Source organism: Variovorax paradoxus EPS (assembly GCF_000184745.1).
Lineage (GTDB): Bacteria > Pseudomonadota > Gammaproteobacteria > Burkholderiales > Burkholderiaceae_C > Variovorax > Variovorax paradoxus_C.
In genome coordinates this window covers 1,186,976-1,212,085 of sequence record NC_014931.1, presented here as the reverse complement: position 1 = coordinate 1,212,085, position 25,110 = coordinate 1,186,976, and the positions used below count along the sequence as shown (strand labels likewise).

Here is a 25,110-nt window from a genome sequence, read left to right as displayed (position 1 = left end):
CGTCAGAGCGCCTTCAGGCGACTTCAATCAGCCCGCGCGAACTCCACCGGCAGTTCCTTGAATTGCTTCTTGACGGCCGCAGCCGGCGCGCCGCCCACCACGATCCGCGCGAAGGCCTGCAGCGGGCTGAAGAACGCAGGCCTCAGCGTGCCCAGCTTGCTTTCGTCGACGATGAGAAAACTCTCCGACGCGCTGCGGATGGCCGCCTGCTTCACCGGCACCTCGTGAAAGTTGGAGCAGCTCGCGCCGCGCGCAACGTCCAGCCCGCCGGCCGAGATGAAGGCCTTGTTCACGCCCAACTTGTCGAGGTACTGCAGCCCTTCGTCGGAAAAGAAAGTGGCCGATGAGGGGTGATACAGCCCGCCCATCAGCATCAGTTGCGTATTCGGCCGGCGGCTGAGCACCGCTGCAATGTTCGTGGAGTAACACACGACGCTCAACGGCATGTCGGGCGGCAACGCTTCCGCGAAGTGGACCATCGTGGTCCCGCAGTCGATGAACAGGCTGTCGTGCGGTTGCACCCACTCGGCCGCGCGCTCGCAGGCCAGGCGCTTGTTGGCGGCGTGCTGGTCGCTGGCCTCGTCGAGCGAGTAGCGCTCGGCGCCCGGCAGCGTGGTCGCCAGCACGTAGCCGCCCAACACGGAGAGCGGCGAATCGGCCGACGACAGGTCGCGGCGGATGGTCATCTCGGTCACGTCGAGCCGCTGGGCCGCCTGCTTGATGGGCAGCGGGCCGCCGGCCTCGACGAGTTCCTGCATCTTCGCCAGGCGCACGGCCCGGGCCTCGGCTCCTGCGGTCTTTCGCATGTTCGGGTTCCTCTGTTCCAAGCGCCCGAGTATCGGTCATCGCAGGTTTTTAAATGTTATTTCAAAAACATCTTGCCTGACTAAATGTTGTTGTTCTAACATTCACATCAACACGCCGCCGGCCCTGCACGACGGCACGCACGACGAACGACACCACCGCTGCGCCGCCGCGCGACGCAGCACCGGAGACACACAAGACATGCCCTTTGCCTGCCCGCCGCACCTGCGGCCCCTGCGCGCCACGGCGCCCCTCACGCCATGACATCCACCTCCCTCGTTCGCAGCAGCGGCGCCGTGCGCTCGCGGCCGGCGCCGCCCGCCAGTGCCGTCGCAGCGCTCACGCCAGCGACCCCTGTCGCAACCACTGAAGCACCAGCGCAGCCGCACGCCGCCGCGCGCAACACCGCGCAGCCTTTCGACAGCGGCTGGTTCGAAGGCATCCGCATCAATCTCTCCGCTGCGGAGCGCCGCGTGGCCACGCTGCCGGGGCGCCGCTCGGTCAAGAAGGATGCGCAGGCCGGCTGGCTGCTCAAGGCCATCACCTGCATCGACCTGACCACGCTCAACGGCGACGACACGGCCGAGCGCGTGCGCCGGCTCTGCGCCAAGGCAGTCACGCCCGTGCGCGCCGACCTGCTGGCCGCGCTGGGCTTTGCCGACCGCACGCTGCACACGGGCGCGGTGTGCGTGTACCACCGCTTCGTGTCGACCGCGGTCGAGGCGCTCGCGGGCACCGGCATCCCGGTGGCCGCGGTGTCCACGGGCTTCCCGGCGGGGTTGATTCCGCATGAGCTCAAGCTCAAGGAAATCGAAGCCTCGGTGCGCGATGGCGCGGCGGAGATCGACATCGTCATCACCCGCGAACAAGTGCTCACCGGTCAGTGGCAGAAGCTCTACGACGAGATGCGCGACTTCCGCAGCGCAGCCGGCAACGCGCACGTCAAGGCCATCCTCGCCACGGGCGAACTGAAGACGCTGCGCAACGTGGCCAAGGCCTCGATGGTCTGCATGATGGCCGGCGCGGATTTCATCAAGACCTCCACCGGCAAGGAAGGCGTGAACGCCACGCCGCTGGTCACGCTGGTGATGCTGCGCATGATCCGCCAGTATGAAGCCCGCACCGGATTTCGCGTGGGCTACAAGCCCGCGGGCGGCGTCTCCACCGCCAAGACCGCGCTCGACTACCAGGTGCTCATGAAGGAGGAGCTGGGCCGCGCCTGGCTCGAGCCCGACCTGTTCCGCATCGGCGCCTCCACGCTGCTGGCCGACATCGAGCGCCAGCTGGAGCACCACGTCACCGGCCGCTACTCGGCCTTCAACCGCCACCCGATCGGATGACCCGATGAGCAGCAGCCAGAACCACAGCAACAGCAGCGTCGCACGCTATTTCGACACCATGGACTACGGCCCCGCGCCAGAGAGCGACACCGACGCGCGCCAATGGCTCGCACGCCATGCCGAAGGCTTCGGCCACTTCATCGACGGGCGCTTCACCGCGGCATCGGCCGGCGCGCAGTTCGACACCACCGAGCCCGCGACCGGCCAGTGCCTGGCCGGTATCGCGCAGGGTGCCGCGCAGGACGTGGACGCGGCCGTTGCTGCGGCGCGCGCCGCGCAGCCCGGCTGGCTCGCGCTCGGCGGCCACGGCCGCGCTCGCCATCTCTACGCCCTGGCGCGCATGGTGCAGCGCCATGCACGCCTGCTCGCGGTGGTCGAGGCACTGGACAACGGCAAGCCGATCCGCGAGACGCGCGACCTGGACGTGCCGCTGGTGGCGCGCCACTTCTATCACCATGCCGGCTGGGCGCAATTGCAGGAACGCGAGTTCGCCGACCAGGTGCCGCTGGGCGTCGTCGGCCAGATCATTCCGTGGAACTTCCCGCTGCTGATGCTCGCGTGGAAGATCGCGCCCGCGCTCGCCCTGGGCAACACGGTGGTGCTCAAGCCCGCCGAGCTCACGCCGCTGAGCGCGCTGCTCTTCGCCGAACTGGCCGCGGAGGCCGGCCTGCCGCCGGGCGTGCTGAACGTGGTGACCGGCGACGGCGCCACCGGCGCGGCGCTGGTCGCGCACGAAGGCGTCGACAAGATCGCCTTCACCGGCTCGACCGACGTGGGCCGCCTCATCCGCGAAGCCACCGCCGGCTCGGGCAAGTCGCTCACGCTGGAGCTGGGCGGCAAGTCGCCCTTCATCGTGTTCGACGACGCGGACATCGACGCGGCCGTCGAAGGCGTGGTCGATGCCATCTGGTTCAACCAGGGCCAGGTGTGCTGCGCCGGTTCGCGGCTGCTGCTGCAGGAAGGCATTGCGGCCGACTTCATCGAGCGCCTGAAGCGCCGCATGCAGAGCCTGCGCGTGGGTTCGCCGCTGGACAAGGCGATCGACATGGGCAGCCTGATCGATCCCACCCAGCTCGAGCGCGTGCGCACACTGGTGGCCACCGGCGTGCGCGAAGGCGCGAACTGCTACCAGGCGCCGGGCGCACTGCCGCCGGGCGGCAGCTTCTTCCCGCCGACCTTGCTGACCAACGTGCATCCCGCATCGACCGTGGCGACCGAGGAGATCTTCGGCCCGGTGCTGGTGACGATGACCTTCCGCACGCCCGACGAAGCGGTCGCCCTCGCCAACAACACGCGCTACGGCCTGGCCGCGAGCGTGTGGAGCGAGACCATCGGGCTGGCGCTGGGCGTCGCGCCGCAACTGCAGGCCGGCGTGGTGTGGGTCAACGCGACCAACCTGTTCGATGCGGGCGTGGGCTTCGGCGGCTACCGCGAATCGGGCTACGGCCGCGAAGGCGGGCGCGAGGGCTGCTACGAGTACCTGAAGCCGCGCGCATGGGCCGAGCGCAAGCCGCGTACAGCCGCCGTTGCGACGAACGCGGCGAACGAAGCCTCGAAGACGCAGGCCAAGCCTTCGTCTGTATTGCCGCCCATCGACCGCACCGCCAAGTTGTTCGTCGGCGGCAAGCAGGTGCGCCCTGACGGCGAGCTCTCGCACCCGGTGCTCGCGGCGAACGGGCAACGCGTGGGCGAGGTCGGCACCGGCAACCGCAAGGACATCCGCAACGCCGTCGCCGCCGCGCGCTCTGCCGCGAGCTGGTCGAGCGCCACTCCGCACCGCCGCGCGCAGGCGCTCTACTACCTCGCGGAAAACCTCGCGGCCCGCGCCGACGAATTCGCCGGGCGCATCGCCAGCCTGACCGGCGTGGGCGCGCCGGCGGCAGAGTCCGAGGTCGATGCCTCCGTGAGCCGCCTCTTCGCCTACGGCGCCTGGGCCGACAAGTACGAAGGCACGGTGCACGTGCCCCCGTTGCGCGGCGTAGCGCTGGCCACCGTCGAGCCCATCGGCGTGGTCGGCGTGGTGTGCCCTGACGAGGCACCGCTGCTGTCCTTCGTGAGCCTGTTCGCGCCGCTCATGGCCATGGGCAACCGCACGGTGATCGTGCCGAGCGAGAAGCACCCGCTGGTGGCGACCGACTTCTATCAAGTGCTCGAAACCTCCGACCTGCCGGCCGGCGTGATCAACCTCGTGACCGGCCACGCGGCCAGCCTCGTGCAGACGCTCGCCGAGCACGACGACGTCGATGCGCTCTGGGTCTTCGGCGCGAAGGCGCTCTCGCGCAACGCCGAGCGGCTGTCGGTGGGCAACCTCAAGCGCACGCTGGTCGACCAAGGCCTGGCCACCAACTGGCACGACGCCGCCTCGGCCGAAGGCGCGCTGTTCCTGCGGCATGCCACCCAGGTCAAGAACATCTGGATTCCCTATGGCGAATGAGCGCCCGGTGTCCAACCGAATCAAGGAAACCAAGGGAAATCCCCGAATAGCAAACGTTTGCGCAAACGTTTTCTTTCTCTAAGATACGTCGAAAGAACGACAAATCCTTCACGGAGACAAACATGCTGAAGTCCATCCATCCGCTGCTCAATGCGGACGTGCTTTACGCCCTGCGCGCCATGGGCCATGGCGACGAACTGGTGCTGTGCGACGCCAACTTCCCGGCCGATTCGGTCGCACGCCAGACCACCTTGGGCCGGCTGCTGCGCATCGACGGCGTGGGCACCACCGAGGCGGCGCGCGCCATTCTTTCGGTGCTGCCGCTGGACAACGCGGTGGACGATCCCGCGCGGCGCATGGAGATCATGGGCGAGCCGAACGAGATCCCGCCGGTGCAGCAGGAGATGCAGCGCGAGATCGATGCGGCCGAGGGACGCGCCCGCCCGCTGGGCTCCATCGAGCGCTTCGCCTTCTACGAAGCCGCGCGCCGCGCCTACTGCGTCATCGCCACGGGCGAGCGCCGTTTCTACGGCTGCTTCATCTTCAAGAAGGGCGTCCTCGCACCCGAGGCCTGATCGCATGACCGCCATCCCCGTCTCTTCACAGCAGCGCGGCGTCGCCGTGCTCGGCATCTTCGTGGCCGACCTCGCCTTCCGCGCGGCCCAACTTCCCGGCGTCGGCCAGACCATCGCGGGCTCGGGCTTCGCCATGGGCCCGGGCGGCAAGGGCTCGAACCAGGCGGTGGCGGCAGCGCGCGCAGGCGCGGGGGTCACGTTCATCTCCAAGCTCGGGCAGGACGCCTTCGCCGCCAACGCGCTCGCGCTCTGGGCCGAGGAAGGCATCACGCCGCGCACCCCGCAGGTGGCGGACCAGCCGACCGGCGCAGCCTTCATCTACGTGCACGAGGTCACGGGCGCCAACGCGATCATCGTGGTGCCGGGCGCGGCAGCCCTGATCGACGCGGCCGACGTGGATGCGGCGGCCGACGCCATCCGCGGTGCGCGCGTGTTCGTCACCCAACTCGAACAGCCCGCCGGCGCCGCGCAGCGCGGGCTGGAACTGGCGCGCGCCGCCGGCACGGTGACGGTGTTCAACCCCGCGCCCGCCCTGCCCTTCGACGACGCGCTGTACGCCCTGTGCGACTACATCACGCCGAACGAGCACGAGGCCGCGGCGCTGAGCGGCATGACGGTCGAAACCATCGACGACGCGCGCCGCGCGGGCGACTTCTTCCTGGCCAAGGGCGTGGGCTGTGCGCTCATCACGCTCGGCGACAAGGGTGCGCTGCTGCACAGCGCGAGCGGCTCGGTGCACATCCCCGTGTTCAACGCCGGTGCCGTGAAGGAAACGACCGGCGCGGGCGACGCCTTCAACGGCGGCTTCGCGGCGGCCTTGGCCGAAGGCGCCTCGCCGCTGGAAGCCGCGCGCTTCGGCTCGGCGGTGGCCGCCATCTCGGTCACGCGCGCCGGCACCGCGCCCTCGATGCCCAGGCGCGCCGAAGTCGATGCGCTGATGCACCGCACCCACTGAAGGAGCCCGCATGACCTCCAGGTTTTCAGACCGCGAACTCAACTTCCTGGTCGCCATCAACGTGGTGATCCTCGTGGTCGCGACGGTGCTGTCCAAGGGCGACTTCCTCGACGTCTACAACTTCCAGTCGATGGGCGGCCAACTGCCCGAGCTCGGCCTGCTGGCCATGGGCGTGGCGCTGTCGATGATCTCGGGCAACGGCGGCATCGACCTGTCGGGCGTGGCGCTCGCCAACCTGGCCGGCGTGGTTGCCGCCACGGTGGCACCGATGCTCGCGGCGCCCGATGCTTCGCCCTGGATCTACACGGCATGGTTCGCCGTGATCGCGCTGGCGGTGGGCCTGGTGGGCGGGCTGCTCAACGGGCTGTTGATCGCGCGCGCCGGCCTCACGCCCATTCTTTGCACGCTGGGCACGCAGTTGCTCTACACCGGCTTCGCCGTGGTGCTCACCGGCGGCTCGAGCCTGCGTGTAGGCGATGCCGAGCCGCTCTCGGCCATCGGCAACGAGATGGTGCTGGGCGTGCCGATTCCCTTCGTCATCTTCGTGGCGATGCTGCTGGGCGTGGGCTGGCTTCTGAAGCAGAGCCCGTTCGGCATCCGCCTCTTCCTGCTGGGCACCAACGCCAAGGCGGCGCGCTACGCGGGCATTTCGCAGAACCGCATGCTGGTGGCGACCTATGCGCTGTGCGGCGTGCTCGCCGCGGTGGCGGGCGTGATCATCGCGGCGCGCACGGCCAGCGTGAAGTCCGACTACGGCAACTCCTACCTGCTCATCGCCATCCTCATCACCGTGATGGCGGGCGTGCGTCCGCAGGGCGGCTACGGGCGCATGACCTGCCTGTTCTTCTCGGCCGTGGCGCTGCAGCTTTTGTCCAGCACCTTCAACCTGCTGGGCATTTCCAACTTCTTCCGCGATTGCGCCTGGGGCCTCTTGCTGCTGTTCTTCCTCGCATCGGCACGGCTCAGCCTGGCCGACCTGCGCAGCTTCGTTTCGATTACGCGCTCCAGCGCACCGCCGCACCAGTCCCCTCCTGGCGCGACGCAAAGAACCACCGAGGGCTAGGAGACAAAAGACATGCTGAAGAAAACAAAGATCGCCTGCACCGTGCTCGCACTGGGCACCGTGGCCTTCGCCTCCGCGCTGCACGCGCAGGGCAAGCCGCAGGACATCGTCACCGTGGTGAAGATCACCGGCATCAGCTGGTTCAACCGCATGGAAGTGGGCGTGAAGGAATTCGGCGCCAGCACCCCCGGCGTGGCCACGCGCCAGATCGGCCCGGCCCAGTCGGACGCCGCGCAGCAGCAGCGCCTGATCGAAGACCTGGTGGCCAAGAAGGTCGACGCCATCGCCGTGGTCTCGATGGACCCGCCCACGCTTGAGCCGGTGCTCAAGCGCGCCATGGAACGCGGCATCAAGGTCGTGACGCACGAGGCCGACAACCAGAAGAACACCATGGTCGACATCGAGGCCTTCGACAACACGGCCTACGGTGCGCGCATCAACGAACGCCTGGCCGCCTGCATGGGCCAGCAGGGCAAATGGACCTCGCTGGTCGGCTCGCTGGGCAGCCAGTCGCAGGTGCAGTGGGCCGACGGCGGCGCCAACAACGCGAAGAAGTACCCCAAGATGCAGCTGGTCGACGCCAAGAACGAGTCGCTCAACGACGCGGAAAAGGCCTACGGCAAGGCCAAGGAAATGCTGCGCAAGCACCCCGACCTGAAGGGCTTCCAGGGCTCCTCGTCGCTCGACGTGCTGGGCATCGGCCGCGCGGTGGAAGAAGCCGGCCTGCAGGGCAAGGTCTGCGTGTACGGCACGGGCCTGCCGAGCGAGGCGGCCAAGTTCCTCGAATCGGGCGCGGTCGGCGGCATCGCCTTCTGGGACCCGAAGGACGCCGGCATCGTCATGAACAAGGCCGCCAAGATGCTGCTGGACGGCAAGACCATCACCGACGGCACCGACATGGGCGTGCAGGGCTACAACAAGGTCTCGGTGAAGAAGGGTCCGGGCGTCGGCGTCATCGTCACGGGCCAGGCCTGGGTCGAGGTCGACAAGCAGAACTACAAGAAGTACGCCTTCTGATCTTCCGGACCTCTTGAGCGTATGACCCTTACCGCGCCTTCCACGCAAGCCCCGGTGCCCGGCACCGGGCGCCGTGTCTTCCTCGAAGTGCAGGACGTGCACAAGCGCTTCGCGGGCGTGCACGCGCTGCGCGGCATCGACCTCACGATCGAAGCCGGCGAGATCTACCACCTGCTCGGCGAGAACGGCTGCGGCAAGAGCACGCTCATCAAGATCATCTCGGGCGCGCAGCCGCCGAGCCAGGGGCGCATCGTGATCGATGGCCATCCGCACGAATCGCTGTCGCCGCTGGAGGCGCTCACGCTGGGCATCGAGACGGTCTATCAAGACCTCTCGCTGCTGCCGAACATGAGCGTGGCCGAGAACGTCGCGCTCAGCGAGCAGCTGGTCGCCACCGGCGGCAAGCTCGCGCGGCGCTTCGACCGCAAGGCGGTGGCCGCCACGGCCGTGCGCGCGCTCGAAACGGTGAAGCTGCCGACCGACGCGGCCTTTCTGGCGCGCCGCGTCGACGAGCTGCCCATCGCCACGCGGCAGCTCGTGGCCATCGCACGCGCCGTGGCCACGCGCGCACGCATGGTCATCATGGACGAGCCCACCACCTCGCTCACGCAGAAGGAAGTCGACAACCTCGTGCACGTGGTCGAGCACCTGCGCGCGCAGGGCGTGGCCGTGCTGTTCGTGAGCCACAAGCTCGACGAGTGCATGGCCATGGGCGGCCAGGCCATCGTGTTCCGTGACGGCACGAAGGTGGCACAGGGGCCGATCCGCGACTTCACCAAGGCCGAGCTCGCGCACTGGATGACGGGCAAGCAACTCGACGGCGCGCGCTACCGCCACCGGACGCACGGCGGCGACACGCTGCTCAAGGTCGAGGCGCTCGGCCGCGGCGCGCAGTTCAGCGATGTGAATTTCACGCTGCACAAGGGCGAGATCCTGGGCATCACCGGGCTGCTCGACTCGGGCCGCAACGAACTGGCGCTGGCCCTGGCCGGCGTGCAGGCCGCCGACCGCGGGCGCATTTCGCTCGACGGCCAGCAGGTCACGCTGAAGACGCCGAGCGACGGCATCCGCCAGGGCATCGGCTACGTGCCGGAAGACCGGCTGAGCGAGGGCCTTTTTCTCGACAAGCCGATTCGCGACAACATCGTCACGGCCGTGCTCGGTCGCCTGCGCGGGCGCTTCGGCGCGCTCGACGGCAAGCAGTGCCAGGCGCTGGCCGAACGCACCGTGAGCGAGTTGCAGATCGCCACGCCCGATGTCGACCGGCCGGTGCAGTCGCTCTCGGGCGGCAACCAGCAGCGCGTGCTCATCGGCCGCTGGCTGGCCATCGATCCGCGCGTGCTGATCCTCCACGGCCCCACCGTGGGCGTGGACGTCGGCTCCAAGGACACCATCTATCGCATCGTGCAGCGGCTGGCCGAGCAGGGCCTCGGTGTGATCCTCGTCAGCGACGACCTGCAGGAGCTGCTGCAGAACTGCGACCGCATCCTGCTGATGCGCAAGGGCCGCATCGCCAACGACTTCGACGCCGAGGGCCTCGCCGAAAGCGAGCTCTACCACGCGCTGGTTTCCGACTCCCCCTCTTCTGCTTCCCCCGCATTCTCATGACGGCTTCCACCATGCAAGCGCATTCCACGACCGCGCCCACGCCGGCTTCGGCTGCGCAAGCGGCTCCCAAGGCAACGGCCTCCTGGCGCAGCTGGCTCGCGCAGCGCCCCTCGGTCTTCACGCTCGCGCTGATCGTGCTGGTGTGCCTGGCGGTCGGCGCCATCAACCCGGGCTTCTTCCAGTTGCCGGTGTTGATCGACATCGTGCGGGCCTGCACCGTGCTCGGGCTCTTTGCGCTGGGCGTGCTGATCGTGCTGGCGGCCGGCGGCATCGACGTGTCGTTCGCCGCCATTGCCGCGCTCACGATGTACAGCATCACGAAGCTGGTGCTGAACTACTTTCCCGAAGCGCCCATCGCGCTGTTGCTGGCCGCGGGCGCGGTGAGCGGCGCGGTGCTGGGCGTGTTCAACGGCCTGCTGGTGCACTGGCTCAAGGCACCGTCGCTGATCGTGACCATCGGCACGCAGTACCTGTACCGCGGCATCCTGCTGACCTTCGTCGGGACCGTGTTCTTCATGAACGTGCCCGCGCCGATGGACGCGTTCGGCAAGCTGGCGCTCTGGCGCTTCGACACCGCGCAGGGCCTGCACGTGGTGCTGCCCGCCACGGTGCTGGTGCTGGCCGGCGCGGCGGTGCTGACATGGTGGCTGCTGAACCGCACGCTCATCGGCCGCGCGGTGTACGCCATCGGCGGCAGCCTCGCGATCGCCGAACGGCTGGGCTATAACCTCCGCACAGTGCACATCTTCGTGTTCGCGTACGCGGGATTCCTCTCGGGACTGGCGGGCATCGTGCACGTCTCGAGCACGCGGCTGGCGAACCCCTTCGACCTCGTCGGCAACGAGCTGGACGTGATCGCCGCCGTGATCCTCGGCGGCGCGCGCATCACCGGCGGCAGCGGCACCGTGGGCGGCACGCTGCTGGGCGTGGTGCTGGTCACGCTGATCAACAACGTGCTGATCCTCGCGGGCGTGCCGAGCACCTGGCAGAAGGTGATCATCGGGGCGTTCATCCTGGTGGCGGGGGCCTGCTTCGCGATGCGCAAGCAGGGCTGAGGTTCCCTGGCCCCTCGGCAGAGGGCCGACGCGCAGCCGACCGCTGTGGTCCGATGCATGCCGGGATGTTTTTCGTCCCGGCGTCTTCGCGTTTCTTACGGATCCTTCGATTCGGGCGGCATCGCCGGCGTCACAGAAGAACCTGCGGCGGATCGATCTTCTCGAGGGAAAAAATCCTGTCCATACCGACAGGTTCAATGTAATCGTCCAGCAGTTCTCGACATCATCCAGGACGGGATCCGCGACATGTCGCAGGAAAGATTCGATGCGGCGCCCGCAAAGACCTCGCCTGATCGCCGATGAGCGCGTGCCTCTTCTGAACCATTGAAGGACTGCAAATGCTAGAAACCAAGACCGCAATCGTTACGGGTGCCAGCCGCGGAATTGGCCATGCCACCGCCCAGCGCTTTCGGGACCTGGGATGGCGAGTGATCACGGTGTCCCGCACGCCGCCGCCCGACGCGTGCCCGTGGAGCCAGGGGGGCAACACCCACATCTCGCTGGACCTTTCCGATCTGCAGCAGATCCTCAAGACGGTGGAGGCATTGCGGCCCTTGTTGGGCGGAGCCAAGCTGCACGCGCTGATCAACAACGCGGGCATCTCGCCGAAGGGCCCGGGAGGCACCCGCGTCAACTCGCTCACGACCGACCTGGACGTGTGGCAGTCGATGTACAACACCAACTTCTACGCACCGTTGGTGTTGACGCGCGGATTTGCACAGGAGCTCTCCAATGCGGGCGGTTCCGTGGTCAACCTGTGTTCGATCGCGGGCAGCCGCGTGCACCCCTTCGCCGGCTCGGCCTACGCGACCTCCAAGTCGGCCCTGGCCGCATTGACCCGGGAGATGGCGAACGACATGGCGCCCCTGAACGTGCGGGTGAATGCGATTGCGCCCGGCGAGATCGACACAGACATTCTTTCGCCCGGCACCTCGCAGATCGTGGAGAACGACATTCCGATGCGCCGCCTCGGCACCGTGGAAGAAGTGGCCGACCTGATCGAGTTTCTCTGCAGCGAGAAGGCGTCCTATATCACCGGGACGGAAATCCCGATCGACGGCGGCCAACGCATTTGAGGCGAATCAGGTCTTCCCTGTCCTCACTGAAGGCGGATCCACTTGCAAGCCTCTTCCGACATCACCGCAGCGCTCGCACCGTGCGCATTGGACGATCTCCTTCTCTATCGAGTCTGGCGCTGCATGCGCGCTTGCAGCACCATGACCACGCGCATGGTCGAAGGGGGCTTCGGCATCACGCACCGCGAGTGGGGAATGATCGGCATGCTCGCGCAGGCCGGCGAGCTTGGTTCATCGGAACTCGCCGAGCGAATGCTGCTGGACCGGGTGCGCACGTCGCGCGGACTGAACAGTCTTTTCGAAAAACGGCTGATCGAGAGACGCCAGGACGTCGACGATCGCCGAAGGGTTTATGTGCAGCTGAGCGCGGCGGGCCGAGCGCTCTTCGACGAGCTGTTCCCCCGCATCGCTCGCCTGAACATCGATCTTCTCGATGGGCTCGACGAAACGCATCACGAACTCTTTCTCTCGTGCCTGCACAGGCTCGAATTGCGAGGCTGCGAGTTGAACGCGAATGGCGCGGTGCCCGAGAAGGCCGACCGCCGCTCGGGCGGCACGCGCCATCGCTGGCCCCGAGGCATCGCCTTTCGGTGAGCCCCGTCGGGCGAAGCGCTCCGGCTGCGGTGGCTGCCCGCGCAGGCAGATTTCAGCCCAACGATCCGAGCCGGATGCGCCCGGCACCAACCGCCCTTCCGAGGCCAACCTCGCGCTGACCTCGTCGCGCCCCCCCGATCAGAGCGCTGTGCGCTGTCGAGCAGCCAGCAGGGCATCGATGGGGACTTCGGTCGTGTCCTTCACCGTTTTCACGCAGATGTAGGTGAAGTGCTTTTCGACGCCGACTTCCGCATTGAACATGCGCTCCGAAATTGCATGCAGATGCGCGATGTCGGTGGAGATGACCCGAATCAGGTAATCGAAGTCGCCGCTGATCAGGCTGCAGGTCAGCATCTCGGGCTGCTTGAGGACGTACTTCTCGAACCGCATGAAATCCTGCGCATGGTGGCTCTTCAGCGTGACCTCCATGTAGGTGTAGAGATGCGGAATGAGCTTCTCGAGATTGAGCACCGCGCGATAGGCGGTCACGAGCTTTCCCTTCTCGAGCCGACGAACCCTTTCAAGGCATGGGCTGGCGGAGAGGCCTATTCGCTCGGCCAGCATCACGTTCGTCAATCGAGCATCTTGCTGAATGATTGCGAGGATCTGCAGGTCGATGCGATCCAGCTTGAGTGGCCTGGACGCTGCTTCATCTGCCATCTTGATCTGCCTTTTTGTGTGTCCAGCAGATTCTGCCGTAGCGATGGCGTGCGCCCTACAGGATTCGCCGCAGACAGCCAATTTCCGTAGCCTTTTCTGGTTATTCCGCTGGATGATTGCGTCGCCGGGGCATAGAAACGGCTGCGAAGGCTTCTTGTCCGATCTGGGCGATGGAGCCGGGGTGCTGCAAAAGACAAATCAGATCAACCACGAGAGAAGAAATAGTCATGTCCGTCATTGCCACCTTCGATCAAGTCTGCAAGTCCTACGACGGCTTGTCGCAGGTCGTCGATCACCTCGACCTCGCAGTGCAGGAAGGCGAATTCCTCTCGCTGCTCGGCCCCTCCGGATCGGGCAAGACGACAACCCTGATGATGCTGGCCGGCTTCGAGACGCCGACCAGCGGGGACATCCGCCTGGCGGGTCGATCGCTGCGCGCGGTGCCCGCATACAAGCGGGACATCGGCATGGTGTTCCAGAACTACGCGTTGTTTCCCCACATGACCGTTGGCGAGAACGTCGCCTTTCCATTGCAGGTCCGCAACGTCGGACGCGATGAGCAGGCACGCCGGGTGAAGCTCGCGCTGGACATGGTGCAGTTGTCGCATGCGGCACAACGATTGCCGGCTCAGTTGTCCGGAGGCCAGCAGCAGCGCGTCGCCGTGGCCCGGGCGCTGGTGTTCGAGCCCAAGCTGGTGTTGATGGACGAACCGCTGGGTGCGCTGGACAAGAACCTGCGGGAACAAATGCAGTTCGAGATTCGGCAACTGCACCGGCGCCTCGGCGTGACCATGGTGTATGTGACGCACGACCAGGCAGAGGCGCTGACCATGTCGGACCGCATCGCGGTGTTTCACCAGGGAAAGATCCAGCAACTGTGCGGACCGCGCGAGATGTACGAGCAGCCGTCCAGTGCTTTCGTCGCCACATTTGTCGGAGAGAGCAATCGCCTGTCGGGCACGGTCGAAGCGCTGGTGGACGGCGTCGCCGTTCTGCGCACCGAAGGCGGCTCGCTCCTGCAGGCCGTTGCAGGCGATGGCTTGCGTGTCGGCGGCGAGGGCGTCTTCACGCTGCGCCCGGAACGCGCCGAGCTGTCCACGTCCAGGAGCGCTGAAGGCGTGGGCGTGGCCGCGACGCTCGAGGAGGCCATCTTCGTCGGCGACAAGATGCGCGCCCGTCTTCGCACCAGCGACGGCCAGGAAATGATCGCCTGCCGCAGCCCCGATCAGTTCGACACGCTGCCCACGCCCGGCTCACGCCTCTGCGTGACATGGCGCATCGAACACGCCCGGATCTTCGTCGCACCCTGAGGGTGCTCTTCTTCCCCGCCCGTAGTTCAACCCCACAGATAGAGGAATCGCTCATGTCCATCTTTCGTTCGGCCACATTGCTGCTCGTTGCGACGCTCGGCGCCGCAGGCCTTGCAACCAACGCCTGGTCCCAAGGCCGTCCGCTCACCGTCGTGTCGTGGGGAGGCGCATACCAGGACGCGCAACGCGAGGTGTACTTCAAGCCCTTCACTGCCAAGACCGGCGTCAAGCTGGTCGACGAATCGTGGGACGGTGGCATCGGCGTGCTGCGCGCCAAGCTCCAGGGCGGTGCGAACAACTGGGACCTGGTGCAGGTCGAATCCGAGGAACTGCAACTGGGTTGCGAGGAAGGCCTCTTCGAGAAGATCGACTGGGCCAAGCTCGGCGGGCGCGATGCCTACATGCCGGAGGCCGCGAACGATTGCGGCGTCGGCGCCATCCTCTACAACTTCGTGCTGGCTTACGACGGCGACAAGTTCAAGGGCGCGGGGCCGCAGTCGTGGGCGGACTTCTTCGATCTGCAGAAGTTTCCGGGCAAGCGCAGCCTGCGCAAGGGCGCAAAGACCAACCTCGAGTTCGCGCTGATCGCGGACGGCGTGAAGCCGGCGGATGTCTATCAGGTGCTGTCGACGCCAGCGGGCGTGGACCGCGCATTCAAGAAGCTCGACACCATCAAGAGCAGCATCGTCTGGTGGGAGAAGGGCGCGCAACCGCCTCAGCTGCTGGCCTCGGGCGAAGTGGCGATGGTGTCGGCCTACAACGGCCGCATCGCCGCGGCCAACAAGACCGACAAGAAGAACTTCCGGATCACCTGGAAGAACAGCCTCTACACCATCGACTCGTGGGCCATCATGAAGGGATCGCCGAACAAGGCGCAGGCCGAGCAGTACCTTGTCTTCGCCGGAGCGCCGTCGGTGCAGAAGGACCTCCCTCCCCTCATTCCCTACGGCGTGACCAACAAGCGCAGCACCGAGCTGGTCGCCAAGTCCGTTCTGCCCGACCTCCCGACGAACCCGGAGTACATGGCGAGCGCCCTGCTCATCAGCGACAAGTTCTGGCTCGAGAACCTCGACCGCCTGACGCAGCGCTTCAATAGCTGGGTGTCGAAGTGACCGCAGACGGCGCGACCTGTCCGACGGCCGCCGCCAGGGGCCTGAAGAGCGATCTGAGACGGGCTTCCCGCCGTCACCGCACGAAGGCCCTGCTCCTGATCGCGCCGCTCGCACTGTTCCTCCTGCTCACGTTCCTCGTGCCGATCGGCGCCCTCTTGAGCCGATCCGTCGTGGACACCGAAGTGGCCGAGATCCTGCCGACGGTGTCTGCACGGCTGCAGTCGTGGAACGGGACCGCGTTGCCGGACGACGCCGTGTTCGCCGCCCTGGCAACCGACGTGCGCGCGGCGCGCAGCGCCGGCCGGCTCGCGTCGGCCGCCACGCGCCTGAACTACGACGTGAACGGGTTCCGCTCGCTGATGTTCTCCACGGCCCGGCGCCTGCCGGACGGGCCGTTGGAGCCCAGTGCGCGCGAGGTGCTTGTCGGCATCGATCCGAAATGGGGCGAGCTCGATACCTGGGGAGCCCTGGCGCGTGCCAAGGGTCCCGCGACTTCGCTGTTCGTTCTCGGCGCGCTCGACCTGCGTTCGTCGCCGGGCGGCGGCGTCGAAGCGATGCCGCCGGACCAGGCGGTCTTCGTGCCGATCCTCTGGCGCACCTTGTCGATTGCGGGCGGCGTCACGTTGGCCTGCCTGCTGTTCGGCTATCCGCTGGCGTACCTGCTGGCCAGCCTGCCTGAGCGCAAGGCGAACCTGCTGATGATCTGCGTGCTGCTGCCTTTCTGGGTCTCGCTGCTCGTGCGAACGACCGCCTGGGTCGTCCTGTTGCAGAACGAGGGCGTCGTGAACTCGGCCTTGCTCCAGTTCCACCTCATCAAAGAGCCGCTCGCGATGCTCTACACGCGCTTTGCGGTCTACGCGGCGATGGTGCACGTGCTCCTGCCGTTCGTCGTGCTGCCGCTCTACGCAGTGATGAAGAGCATTCCGCCCTCGCACATGCGGGCCGCCGGGTCGCTGGGCGCGACGCCCTGGACGGCGTTTCGCCGCGTGTACCTGCCGCAGACACTCCCGGGCGTGGGCGCCGGCGGCCTGATGGTGTTCATCCAGGCGCTGGGCTACTACATCACGCCGGCGCTGGTCGGCGGTGCCGGGGACCAGATGATCAGCTACTTCATCGCCTTCTACGCGACCAAGACCATCAACTGGGGCATGGCCGCGGCGCTGTCTCTGCTGCTGCTCATGGCGACCACTGTTCTCTATGCGGCCTACGCGCGCCTCGTTGGCGTCGACAGGATGAAAGCGGCATGAACCCGAACGCATCCCCCCTCCAGCGAAGCTGCCGCCTCTTGTTGTGGGCGTACGCGATCGCGGTGCTTGTCTTCCTGATGGCGCCGATCCTGGTCATCATGCCGTTGTCGTTTTCCAGCGGCTCCTTTTTCTACTACCCGCTGCCCGGCTTTTCATTGCGCTGGTATGAAGATTTCTTCACCTCCGGCAATTGGCTGCCCACGCTGAAGAACAGCCTGCTCGTGGGTGTCGGTGCGACGGTGCTGGCGACCGTTCTGGGAACGTTGGCTGCCTTCGGCTTCTGGCGCACCCGGTTCCGCGGACGGGCCTTCGTCTTCGCACTCCTGCTTTCTCCGATGGTCGTGCCGGTCATCATCGTGGCGGTGGGGATGTACTTCGCCTTTGCGCGCGTGGGTCTGGCCAACAGCCTCATCGGCCTGACCCTCGCGCATGCGGCCCTCGGCGTACCTTTCGTGCTGGTCAGCGTCAGCGCTTCACTGGCCGGATTCGATGTCAACCTGCTGCGCGCCGCAGCGAATCTGGGCGCATCGCCGCTGCGCGCGTTCTTTCGCGTGGCCTTGCCCATGCTGGCGCCGGGCATCTTCTCGGGCGCGCTGTTCGCCTTCGCCATCTCCTTCGACGAAGTCGTGGTGGCGATGCTGCTGACGGGACCGGACCAACGCACGCTGCCGCGCCAGATGTTCGCCGGCATCAACGACAACATCAGCTTGACCATCACGGCAGCCGCGACGCTGCTGATCGGCCTGGCTGTCCTTTTGCTGCTCACCCTGGAGTGGCTGCGGCGGCGCAGCGCACGACTGCGCGGCGTGGCGGCATGAGGGCCTTCTCAACTCACATGGAATTCCATCAGCATGCATAGTCTGTCGAACATCGGCGATGCGTTCACGCTGCCGGCCCCGGCAATCGACGTGGAGACCGCGCAGCGGCTCGTTCACGATCACTACGGCATCAGCGGTGTGGTGCAGCGGTTGACCGGCGAACGCGACCAGAACTTCCGCATCCGGTCCGGGCAGGGACACGATTACCTGTTGAAGATTTCGCACCCTGCGGAAGACCGGTCCATGACCGAATTCCAGACCCAGGCGTTGCTGCACATCATGCGCACCGACCCGACGCTGCCGGTTCCTCATGTGATCGAGACCCGCGATGGCGAATCCGAGAAATTCCTCGCCATCGGCGGCCATGCACCTCGCATCGTGCGGCTGCTGTCGTACCTGCAGGGCGACCTGCTGCCGATGGTTCCGCGCAGTTCCGCACTGCGCCAGCACATGGCCGCGACATTGGCCCGGCTCGCGATCGCGCTGCGCGGCTTTTTCCATCCGGCCGCGGGACATGACCTGCCATGGGACCTCAAGCATGCCGGCGACCTGAGAGATTTGTTGGCGCACATCCCCGACATGAGGCAGCGCAGCCTGGCCGAACGCTTCCTGGACGGTTTCGAGGAGCACGCCAGACCGCAGCTTGCACGGCTGCGGGCGCAGGTCGTGCACAACGACCTCAACGACTACAACGTGCTGGTGGATCCGGCACACCATGACCGCGTGGCCGGCATCCTCGATTTCGGCGACATGGTGCACACGGCGCTGATCAACGACCTCGCGATCGCCAGCTCGTACCAATTGACGGACAGTTCCGATCCGCTCGGTACGGTGGCCGAATTCGTCGCGGCCTACCACGCGGTGCTTCCGCTCGAGCCAATGGAAATCGATGTGCTCTTCGACCTCATGGCGACGCGGTTGGTCTCGGTCGTGGCCATCGGCGGATGGCGTGCGCAGCAGCATCCCGAGAACCGCGACTACATCCTGCGCAACAACGCGAAGTCCTGGGCTCGCCTGGAACGCTGCGGCGCCCTTCCGAGAGCACAAGCGCGCCAGACGCTGCGCCGCGCCTGCAACATGGAATGACGAAATGACGATTGCCGAAACCTCCGAAACCTCCGGATCCGCCAGAGACGCGCGTACCGAAGAGACCCTGCTCGAACGCAGGCGGCGCCTGCTTGGGCCCGCCTACCGGCTGTTCTATGAAAAGCCCGTGCATCTGGTCCGGGGAGAAGGCGTTTGGCTGTACGACGCGCACGGCACGCCCTATCTCGACGCCTACAACAACGTCGCCTGCGTGGGGCACTGCCACCCCGAAGTCGTCGCCGCGCTGGCGCGGCAAGCGGCCCAGCTGAACACGCATACGCGCTACCTGCACGAAGACGTTGTCGACTATGCCGAACGCCTGCTCGCTTCTTTCCCGGTGGAGCTCGCGCATGTGATGTTCACTTGCAGCGGGAGCGAGGCGAACGACCTGGCCTTGCGAGTGGCCAGGGCCTGCACCGGTGGCTCCGGCATCGTCGTCACGCAGTTCGCGTACCACGGCGTCACCAGCGCGCTGGCCGAACTCTCGCCTTCACTGGGGGCGCATGCGCCGCTCGGCAGCCATGTGCGCACCGTGCCCATGCCAGTCGGGCAAGGGCCCGAAGCCGGTCGAGACTTCGCCGCGCATGTCGGCAGGGCGATCGAGGACATGCGCCAGGCCGGCATTCGGCCGGCCGCGCTGCTGCTGGACACCGCCTTCTCCAGCGACGGGGTCTACACAGATCCAGCGGGTTTCGTGGCGGAGGCGGTCGCAACCATGCGTGCTGCGGGCGCCGTCTTCATTGCCGACGAGGTCCAGGCCGGTTTCGGACGCATGGGGTCGCACATGTGGGGCTTTCAGCGCCACGGCGTGGTGCCTGACATGGTGACGCTCGGCAAGCCCATGGGCAATGGGCATCCAATGGCAGGCATGGTCTGCCGCTCGCAGTTGCTGCGCGAATTCGGCGAGCGCTGCCGGTACTTCAATACGTTCGGCGGCAACCCCGTTTCGGCCAATGTCGGAACGGCGGTGCTGGATGTGATCGAGCGGGAAGGTTTGCAAGAGAACGCCAAACGCGTCGGTTGCTATCTCAAGGCCGGTCTTGCCCGGCTCGCCGAACGGCACGAACTCATTGGCGACATACGCGGCGAGGGCTTGTTCGTCGGCATCGAGCTCGTGCGCGACAGAGCCGCCAAGACGCCGGCCCCGACCGAAACGACAAGGATCGTCAACGCCATGCGCGAGCGCGGCGTGTTGATCGGGGCTGCAGGCATCGCGGGCAACGTGCTCAAGGTGCGTCCGCCCTTGCCGTTCTCCGAAGCGCACGCGGATATCTTTCTTGCGAGGTTGGACGAGGTGCTTGCCGAAGGCGTTTCAGGCCTTCGCTAGGTCCAACGGGCCCTGTCCGCCTCACTCCACCGTCACGCTCTTCGCCAGATTCCGCGGCTTGTCCACATCGGTCCCGCGCGCACACGCCGTGTGATACGCCAGCAGCTGCAGCGGCACCACGTGCAGCAGCGGCGACAGTTGGCCGTAGTGCTCCGGCATGCGGATCACATGCAGCCCTTCGCCGCTCTTGATCTTCGTGTCGCCGTCGGCCAGCACATACAGAACGCCACCGCGCGCGCGCACTTCCTGCAGGTTGCTCTTGAGCTTTTCCAGCAGCGCGTCGTTCGGCGCGACCGCGACCACCGGCATCTCGCTCGTCACCAGCGCGAGCGGGCCGTGCTTGAGCTCGCCGGCCGCGTACGCCTCGGCGTGGATGTACGTCACTTCCTTGAGCTTGAGCGCACCTTCGAGCGCGATCGGGTAGTGCAGCCCGCGGCCGAGGAACAGGGCGTTGTCCTTGCGCGCGAAGTCCTCGGCCCAGCCGATGATCTGCGGCTCCAGCGCGAGCACCGATTGCAGCGCGACCGGCAGATGGCGCATTTCCTTCAGGTAGCGCGCCTCGTCGGCTTCGGTGAGATGGCCCTTGGTCTGCGCGATGGCCAGCGTCAGGAGGAACAGGCCGGCGAGCTGCGTGGTGAAGGCCTTGGTCGACGCCACGCCGATCTCCACGCCGGCACGCGTGATGTACGCCAGCTTGCACTCGCGCACCATCGCGCTGGTCGCGACGTTGCAGATCGTCAGCGTCTGTTCCATGCCGAGCGAGCGGGCGTGCTTGAGCGCGGCGAGCGTGTCGGCCGTTTCGCCCGACTGGCTGATGGTGACCACCAGCGTCTTGGGGTCGGGCACCGAGTCGCGGTAGCGGTATTCGCTCGCGATCTCGACCTGGGTGGAAATCTTGGCGATGCTCTCGAGCCAGTACTTGGCGGTGCAGCCGCTGTAGTAGCTGGTGCCGCAGGCGAGGATGAGGATCTTGTCGATGTCCTTGAAAACGCGATGCGCGCTGGCGCCCGTGGCGCCGTCCTGGCCGATGCCGTCGAACAGCTCGGGCACGATGCCCGCCACGCCTTCGAGCGTGTCGCCGATGGCGCGCGGCTGCTCGAAGATTTCCTTCTGCATGTAGTGGCGGTAGGGGCCGAGTTCGGCCGCGCCGCTGTGCGCGAGCACGGTGCGCACCTGGCGCGTCACGGGCTTGTGGTTCTTGTCGACGATCCAGTACTTGCCCGGCTGCAGGTCGACCACGTCGCCTTCTTCGAGATAGACGATCTGGTCGGTCACGCCCGCGAGCGCCATCGCGTCGCTCGCGAGGAAGTTCTCGCTGCCGTCCTTGCCCGCGCCGAGGATCAGCGGCGAGCCGGCGCGCGCGCCGACCACGCGCTGCGGCTCGTCGCGGCAGATCACGGCGATGGCGTAGGCGCCGTGCAGTTGCAGCACCGCGGCCTTCACGGCCTCGAACAGGTCGCCGTTGTAGAGGCTGTCGACGAGATGGGCGATGACCTCGGTGTCGGTTTGGCTCTCGAACACGTAGCCCTTGGCTTCGAGCGCGGCGCGCAGCGCTTCGTGGTTTTCGATGATGCCGTTGTGCACGAGCGCGATGCGGCCGGGGCGCGCGCCCTGCGCGTCGGCGCCGGGACCGTGGCTGAAGTGCGGGTGCGCGTTGTGAACGGCCGGCGCGCCGTGCGTGGCCCAGCGCGTGTGGGCGATGCCGGTCAGGCCTTCGACCTTGTCTTCGCGCACCTGGGTGACGAGCTCCGCCACGCGCGAGGTGGTGCGCGCCCGGGTGAGGCCGCTCGCATGCACCGCGACGCCGCAGGAGTCATAGCCGCGGTACTCGAGCCGCTGGAGGCCCTGGACGAGGACCGGAACGATGTTGCGATGGGACGCTGCCCCGACGATGCCGCACATGGTGAGCTGCCTTTGAATGAAGAAGAGGCCAGATGGTAGGGAGGTGAAGAGAAAATATGCCCTCGAAATTCCATTGAATTTGGAGTTTTATTTCATCACTTCTTCTATTTGGATTTTTATTCCATAATTTATCGATATATGGAATCAATCTCCCTCGATGCAGTAGACCTCCGGCTGCTCGAAGCGCTGCAGCGCGACGCCTCGCAGACCAACCAGCGCCTCGCCGCCGACGTGGGCATCTCCCCGCCCACGTGCCTCCGACGGGTTCAGCGGCTGAAGGACGAAGGCCTCATCGAGCGCCAGGTCGCACTGCTCTCGCCCGACCGGCTGGCCGCGGTGCTGGGCCACGGACTGCAGGCGGTGGTCGAGATTTCGCTGGACCGGCAGGACGCCGCCGCGCTCGACGCCTTCGAAACCCGCGTGATCGCCGACGACGCGGTGCAGCAGTGCTGGCGCGTCTCGCCCGGCCCCGACTTCGTGCTGGTGGTCGCGGCGCGCGACATGCCGGACTACGGCGCGCTGACCCAGCGCCTGTTCACGGCCGATGCCAACGTGCGCAACGTGAAGGCGTTCTTCAGCCTCAAGCGCGCCAAGTTCGAACCCGCGGTGCCGCTGGGCTGAGGCAGCCGTTCATACGACCTCGCATACGACCTCGCGTTTGATCAACGAGAACCGTTCGGGCTGAGCTTGGCCTGTCCTGAGCTTGTCGAAGGATCGAAGCCTCACGCGGCGCTTCGACAAGCTCAGCGTGAACGGATTCGTCTTTTCGAACGCAATGCGATATCAGGCCTTCGGCTTCTTCTGCGGCCGCTTCCAGTCGGGAAAACTCACCGGCTTGCTGCGCGCCACGGTCAGCGCGCCCGGTTCGGTCGACTTGTTGACGGTCGATCCGCCCCCGATGGTGCCGCCCGCGCCGATGGTGACCGGCGCCACCAGCACGCAGTTGCTGCCGATGTGCACGTCGGCCTCGATCACCGTGCGGTGCTTGTTGGCGCCGTCGTAGTTGGCGGTGATGCTGCCCGCGCCGTAGTTGACGCGCTCGCCCACCGTGGCATCGCCCAGGTAGGCCAGGTGATTGGCCTTGGCGCCGGCCGCGAGCGTGGAGTTCTTCACCTCGACGAAATTGCCGATGTGCACCTCCGTCCCGAGTTGCGCGCCGGGGCGCAGGCGCGCGAACGGGCCGATCAGGGCGCGCTCGCCCACCGTCACGCCGGCCTTCTCGCCGTCGATGTGGGTGAACGGATGGATCACCGCGCCGGCCTCGATGCGCGCGTTGGCGATCACGCAGTTCGCACCGATGCGCACGCCCTCGCCCAGCGACACCGCGCCTTCGAACACGCAGTTGACGTCGATCTCGACGTCCCCCGCGCATGCCAGCGTGCCGCGCAGGTCGAAGCGCGCCGGGTCGGCCAGGCGCACGCCCTGCTCCATCAGCGCATTCGCCTGGCGCAGTTGCCAGGCGCGCTCGAGCGCCGCGAGCTGCACCGGGCTGTTGATGCCCGCCACCTGCAGCGCATCGGTCGTGATGTGCGCCACCACCGACACGCCGTCGGCTGCGGCGAGCTTCACGACGTCGGTCAGGTAGTACTCATTCTGCGCATTGCGGTTGTCCAGCCGCGCGAGCCAGCCCTTGAGCAGGCGCGCGGGCACGGCCATCACGCCGCTGTAGATCTCGCGCACCGCGCGCTGCGCCTCGTTGGCGTCCTTGTGCTCGACGATGGCCGTCACCGCCCCGCCGGCCGCACTTCGGATCACGCGGCCGTAGCCGCTCGGGTCGTCGAATTCGATGGTCAGCAGCGCCAGGCGCTCGCCGGCACTGGCGGCAACCAGCGCCCGCAGCGTGGCTTCGCCGATGAGCGGCACGTCGCCCGAGAGCACGACCACCGTGCCGTCGTCGGGCAGCAGCGGCGTCGCCTGCTGCACGGCGTGGCCGGTGCCCAGCTGCGGTTCCTGGCGTGCGAAACGGGGCGTCGCGCCGCCGACGGCGCCGGCCATCGCGGCCTCGACCTCGGCAGCACAGTGGCCGGTCACGACCACCACATGGCGAGCGCCGATGCGGGCGGCGGTGTCGGCAACATGCGCGATCAGCGCGCGGCCGCCCAAACGATGCAACACTTTGGGCAGTCTGCTTTTCATGCGCGTGCCTTTGCCGGCCGCCATGATCACCACGTCGATCGGCCCCTGGATGTCTTGCTTTTGCTGCTGCGGAGTCTGATTCATGCTTGTGTTTTCCCGGATGCGTTGCGCGGAACTGGCGCGAATTATCGGCGTGCTGCTGCTGGTCTCTGCGCTGGGCGCCTGCAGCGCGGTGAAGCTGGCCTACAACAACCTGCCCGAGGTGAGCTACTGGTGGCTCGACGGGTATTTCGATTTCGACAGCACCCAGACACCCAAGGTGCGCGACGAACTCGCCCAGTTGCTGGCCTGGCACCGGCAGAACGAGCTGCCCAAGGTCATCACCCTGCTGCAGGAAGCGCAAGGCCTGGCGCCGGGCGAGGTGACGCCGGCACAGGCCTGCAAATTCGCCGACAGCATTCGCGAGCGCCTGCTGGCCGCGGTCGAGCGCGCCGAGCCGGCCACCACCGACCTGGCACTCACTTTGAGCGAATCGCAGTTGCAGCAGCTGGAGCGCAAGTACGCCAAGCTCAACAACGACTACCGCAAGGACTGGCTCGACCGCACGCCCGCGCAGGTGCAGGAAAAGCGCTACGACCAGTTCCTCGACCGCATGGAAGACTTCTACGGCCGCCTCACGTCCGAGCAGCGCGATCTGCTGAAGCAGCAGGTGGCGCAGTCGGTCTTCAGCCCGCAGCTCGCCGATGCCGAGCGCCGCAAGCGCCAGCAGGAGGCGCTGGCGATGCTGCGCGGGTTCGCCACGAAGAAGCCGTCGCCGGCCGAGGCGCGCGCCGCGCTGCATGCCTATCTGCTGCGCATCGCGGAGCCGCCGCCCGGCCCCTGGCGCGACCAGCAGCAGGCGCTGCTGGAGGAAGGCTGCCGGAATCTCGCGGCCCTGCACAACGGCACCAGCGCCAGCCAGCGCGAGCAAGCGGTGCGCCGGCTGCAGGCCTACCAGAGCGACCTGCGGCAACTGGTGGTGGCCACGCGCTGAGGCCGCGGCCGGCGCGCT

The 25,110-nt window shown here is 66.9% G+C and carries 22 protein-coding genes; 18 read left to right on the top strand and 4 right to left on the bottom strand.

The window, feature by feature from the left end; genetic code table 11:
* Positions 1 to 23: 23 nt before the first annotated feature.
* Positions 24 to 806 (bottom strand): DeoR/GlpR family DNA-binding transcription regulator, encoded by a 783-nt coding sequence (locus tag VARPA_RS05415; RefSeq protein ID WP_013539549.1) that lies wholly within the window; start codon positions 804 to 806, stop codon positions 24 to 26.
* Positions 807 to 1,064: 258 nt separating this feature from the next.
* Between VARPA_RS05415 and deoC the strand changes: the two genes are divergently transcribed.
* From deoC to VARPA_RS05365, 10 genes are all read left to right on the top strand, one after another.
* Positions 1,065 to 2,144, top strand: coding sequence for a deoxyribose-phosphate aldolase (deoC, locus tag VARPA_RS05410; protein ID WP_013539548.1), 1,080 nt, complete (start codon positions 1,065 to 1,067; stop codon positions 2,142 to 2,144).
* A gap of 4 nt (positions 2,145 to 2,148) precedes the next feature.
* Positions 2,149 to 4,578: an aldehyde dehydrogenase family protein gene (locus VARPA_RS05405; RefSeq protein WP_013539547.1), complete on the top strand. Its 2,430-nt coding sequence runs from the start codon at positions 2,149 to 2,151 to the stop codon at positions 4,576 to 4,578.
* A 122-nt stretch (positions 4,579 to 4,700) separates the two neighbouring features.
* Positions 4,701 to 5,153 (top strand): RbsD/FucU family protein, encoded by a 453-nt coding sequence (locus VARPA_RS05400; RefSeq protein WP_013539546.1) that lies wholly within the window; start codon positions 4,701 to 4,703, stop codon positions 5,151 to 5,153.
* Between the two features lie 4 nt (positions 5,154 to 5,157).
* Positions 5,158 to 6,108 (top strand): ribokinase, encoded by a 951-nt coding sequence (locus tag VARPA_RS05395; protein ID WP_013539545.1) that lies wholly within the window; start codon positions 5,158 to 5,160, stop codon positions 6,106 to 6,108.
* Positions 6,109 to 6,118: 10 nt separating this feature from the next.
* Positions 6,119 to 7,171: an ABC transporter permease gene (locus VARPA_RS05390; RefSeq protein WP_013539544.1), complete on the top strand. Its 1,053-nt coding sequence runs from the start codon at positions 6,119 to 6,121 to the stop codon at positions 7,169 to 7,171.
* Between the two features lie 12 nt (positions 7,172 to 7,183).
* The gene (locus VARPA_RS05385; protein ID WP_013539543.1) at positions 7,184 to 8,188 is read left to right on the top strand and encodes a substrate-binding domain-containing protein; all 1,005 of its coding nucleotides are present in this window, start codon (positions 7,184 to 7,186) and stop codon (positions 8,186 to 8,188) included.
* 21 nt (positions 8,189 to 8,209) lie between these two features.
* Entirely contained in the window at positions 8,210 to 9,796 is a 1,587-nt protein-coding gene (locus VARPA_RS05380) for a sugar ABC transporter ATP-binding protein (protein ID WP_013539542.1), read from the top strand.
* Entirely contained in the window at positions 9,793 to 10,851 is a 1,059-nt protein-coding gene (locus VARPA_RS05375) for an ABC transporter permease (protein WP_013539541.1), read from the top strand. The genes VARPA_RS05380 and VARPA_RS05375 overlap by 4 nt, the downstream gene beginning before the upstream one ends.
* 338 nt (positions 10,852 to 11,189) lie before the next feature.
* Entirely contained in the window at positions 11,190 to 11,927 is a 738-nt protein-coding gene (locus VARPA_RS05370) for an SDR family NAD(P)-dependent oxidoreductase (RefSeq protein WP_013539540.1), read from the top strand.
* Between the two features lie 42 nt (positions 11,928 to 11,969).
* Entirely contained in the window at positions 11,970 to 12,521 is a 552-nt protein-coding gene (locus VARPA_RS05365) for a MarR family winged helix-turn-helix transcriptional regulator (protein WP_013539539.1), read from the top strand.
* 138 nt (positions 12,522 to 12,659) lie between these two features.
* Here VARPA_RS05365 and VARPA_RS05360 read toward each other — a convergent pair whose 3' ends face one another.
* Positions 12,660 to 13,181 (bottom strand): Lrp/AsnC family transcriptional regulator, encoded by a 522-nt coding sequence (locus tag VARPA_RS05360; protein ID WP_013539538.1) that lies wholly within the window; start codon positions 13,179 to 13,181, stop codon positions 12,660 to 12,662.
* Between the two features lie 227 nt (positions 13,182 to 13,408).
* On the opposite strand from VARPA_RS05360, the gene VARPA_RS05355 reads away from it, so the two are divergent.
* From VARPA_RS05355 to VARPA_RS05330, 6 genes are read left to right on the top strand one after another with little or no spacing between them, the layout of a single operon-like run.
* Complete coding sequence (locus tag VARPA_RS05355; protein ID WP_013539537.1) at positions 13,409 to 14,491, top strand: ABC transporter ATP-binding protein; 1,083 nt, start codon at positions 13,409 to 13,411, stop codon at positions 14,489 to 14,491.
* A 53-nt stretch (positions 14,492 to 14,544) separates the two neighbouring features.
* Entirely contained in the window at positions 14,545 to 15,603 is a 1,059-nt protein-coding gene (locus VARPA_RS05350; protein ID WP_013539536.1) for an ABC transporter substrate-binding protein, read from the top strand.
* On the top strand, positions 15,600 to 16,850 hold the full coding sequence (locus tag VARPA_RS05345) for an ABC transporter permease (protein ID WP_013539535.1): 1,251 nt from the start codon (positions 15,600 to 15,602) through the stop codon (positions 16,848 to 16,850). The genes VARPA_RS05350 and VARPA_RS05345 overlap by 4 nt, the downstream gene beginning before the upstream one ends.
* A complete protein-coding gene (locus VARPA_RS05340) occupies positions 16,847 to 17,668 on the top strand; it encodes an ABC transporter permease (RefSeq protein ID WP_013539534.1) in 822 nt (273 codons plus the stop codon). The genes VARPA_RS05345 and VARPA_RS05340 overlap by 4 nt, the downstream gene beginning before the upstream one ends.
* A 33-nt stretch (positions 17,669 to 17,701) precedes the next feature.
* Complete coding sequence (locus VARPA_RS05335) at positions 17,702 to 18,754, top strand: phosphotransferase (protein WP_013539533.1); 1,053 nt, start codon at positions 17,702 to 17,704, stop codon at positions 18,752 to 18,754.
* A 4-nt stretch (positions 18,755 to 18,758) separates the two neighbouring features.
* On the top strand, positions 18,759 to 20,081 hold the full coding sequence (locus VARPA_RS05330; protein ID WP_013539532.1) for an aspartate aminotransferase family protein: 1,323 nt from the start codon (positions 18,759 to 18,761) through the stop codon (positions 20,079 to 20,081).
* A 21-nt stretch (positions 20,082 to 20,102) separates the two neighbouring features.
* On the opposite strand, the gene glmS is transcribed toward VARPA_RS05330, so the two are convergent.
* On the bottom strand, positions 20,103 to 21,983 hold the full coding sequence (glmS, locus tag VARPA_RS05325; RefSeq protein ID WP_013539531.1) for a glutamine--fructose-6-phosphate transaminase (isomerizing): 1,881 nt from the start codon (positions 21,981 to 21,983) through the stop codon (positions 20,103 to 20,105).
* Between the two features lie 138 nt (positions 21,984 to 22,121).
* On the opposite strand from glmS, the gene VARPA_RS05320 reads away from it, so the two are divergent.
* On the top strand, positions 22,122 to 22,604 hold the full coding sequence (locus VARPA_RS05320; protein ID WP_013539530.1) for an Lrp/AsnC family transcriptional regulator: 483 nt from the start codon (positions 22,122 to 22,124) through the stop codon (positions 22,602 to 22,604).
* Between the two features lie 162 nt (positions 22,605 to 22,766).
* Here VARPA_RS05320 and glmU read toward each other — a convergent pair whose 3' ends face one another.
* Positions 22,767 to 24,203, bottom strand: a complete 1,437-nt coding sequence (gene glmU / locus VARPA_RS05315; protein WP_013539529.1) for a bifunctional UDP-N-acetylglucosamine diphosphorylase/glucosamine-1-phosphate N-acetyltransferase GlmU — start codon at positions 24,201 to 24,203, stop codon at positions 22,767 to 22,769.
* On the opposite strand from glmU, the gene VARPA_RS05310 reads away from it, so the two are divergent.
* Positions 24,202 to 25,092 (top strand): DUF6279 family lipoprotein, encoded by an 891-nt coding sequence (locus VARPA_RS05310; RefSeq protein WP_234974949.1) that lies wholly within the window; start codon positions 24,202 to 24,204, stop codon positions 25,090 to 25,092. The genes glmU and VARPA_RS05310 overlap by 2 nt on opposite strands.
* Positions 25,093 to 25,110 lie beyond the last annotated feature (18 nt).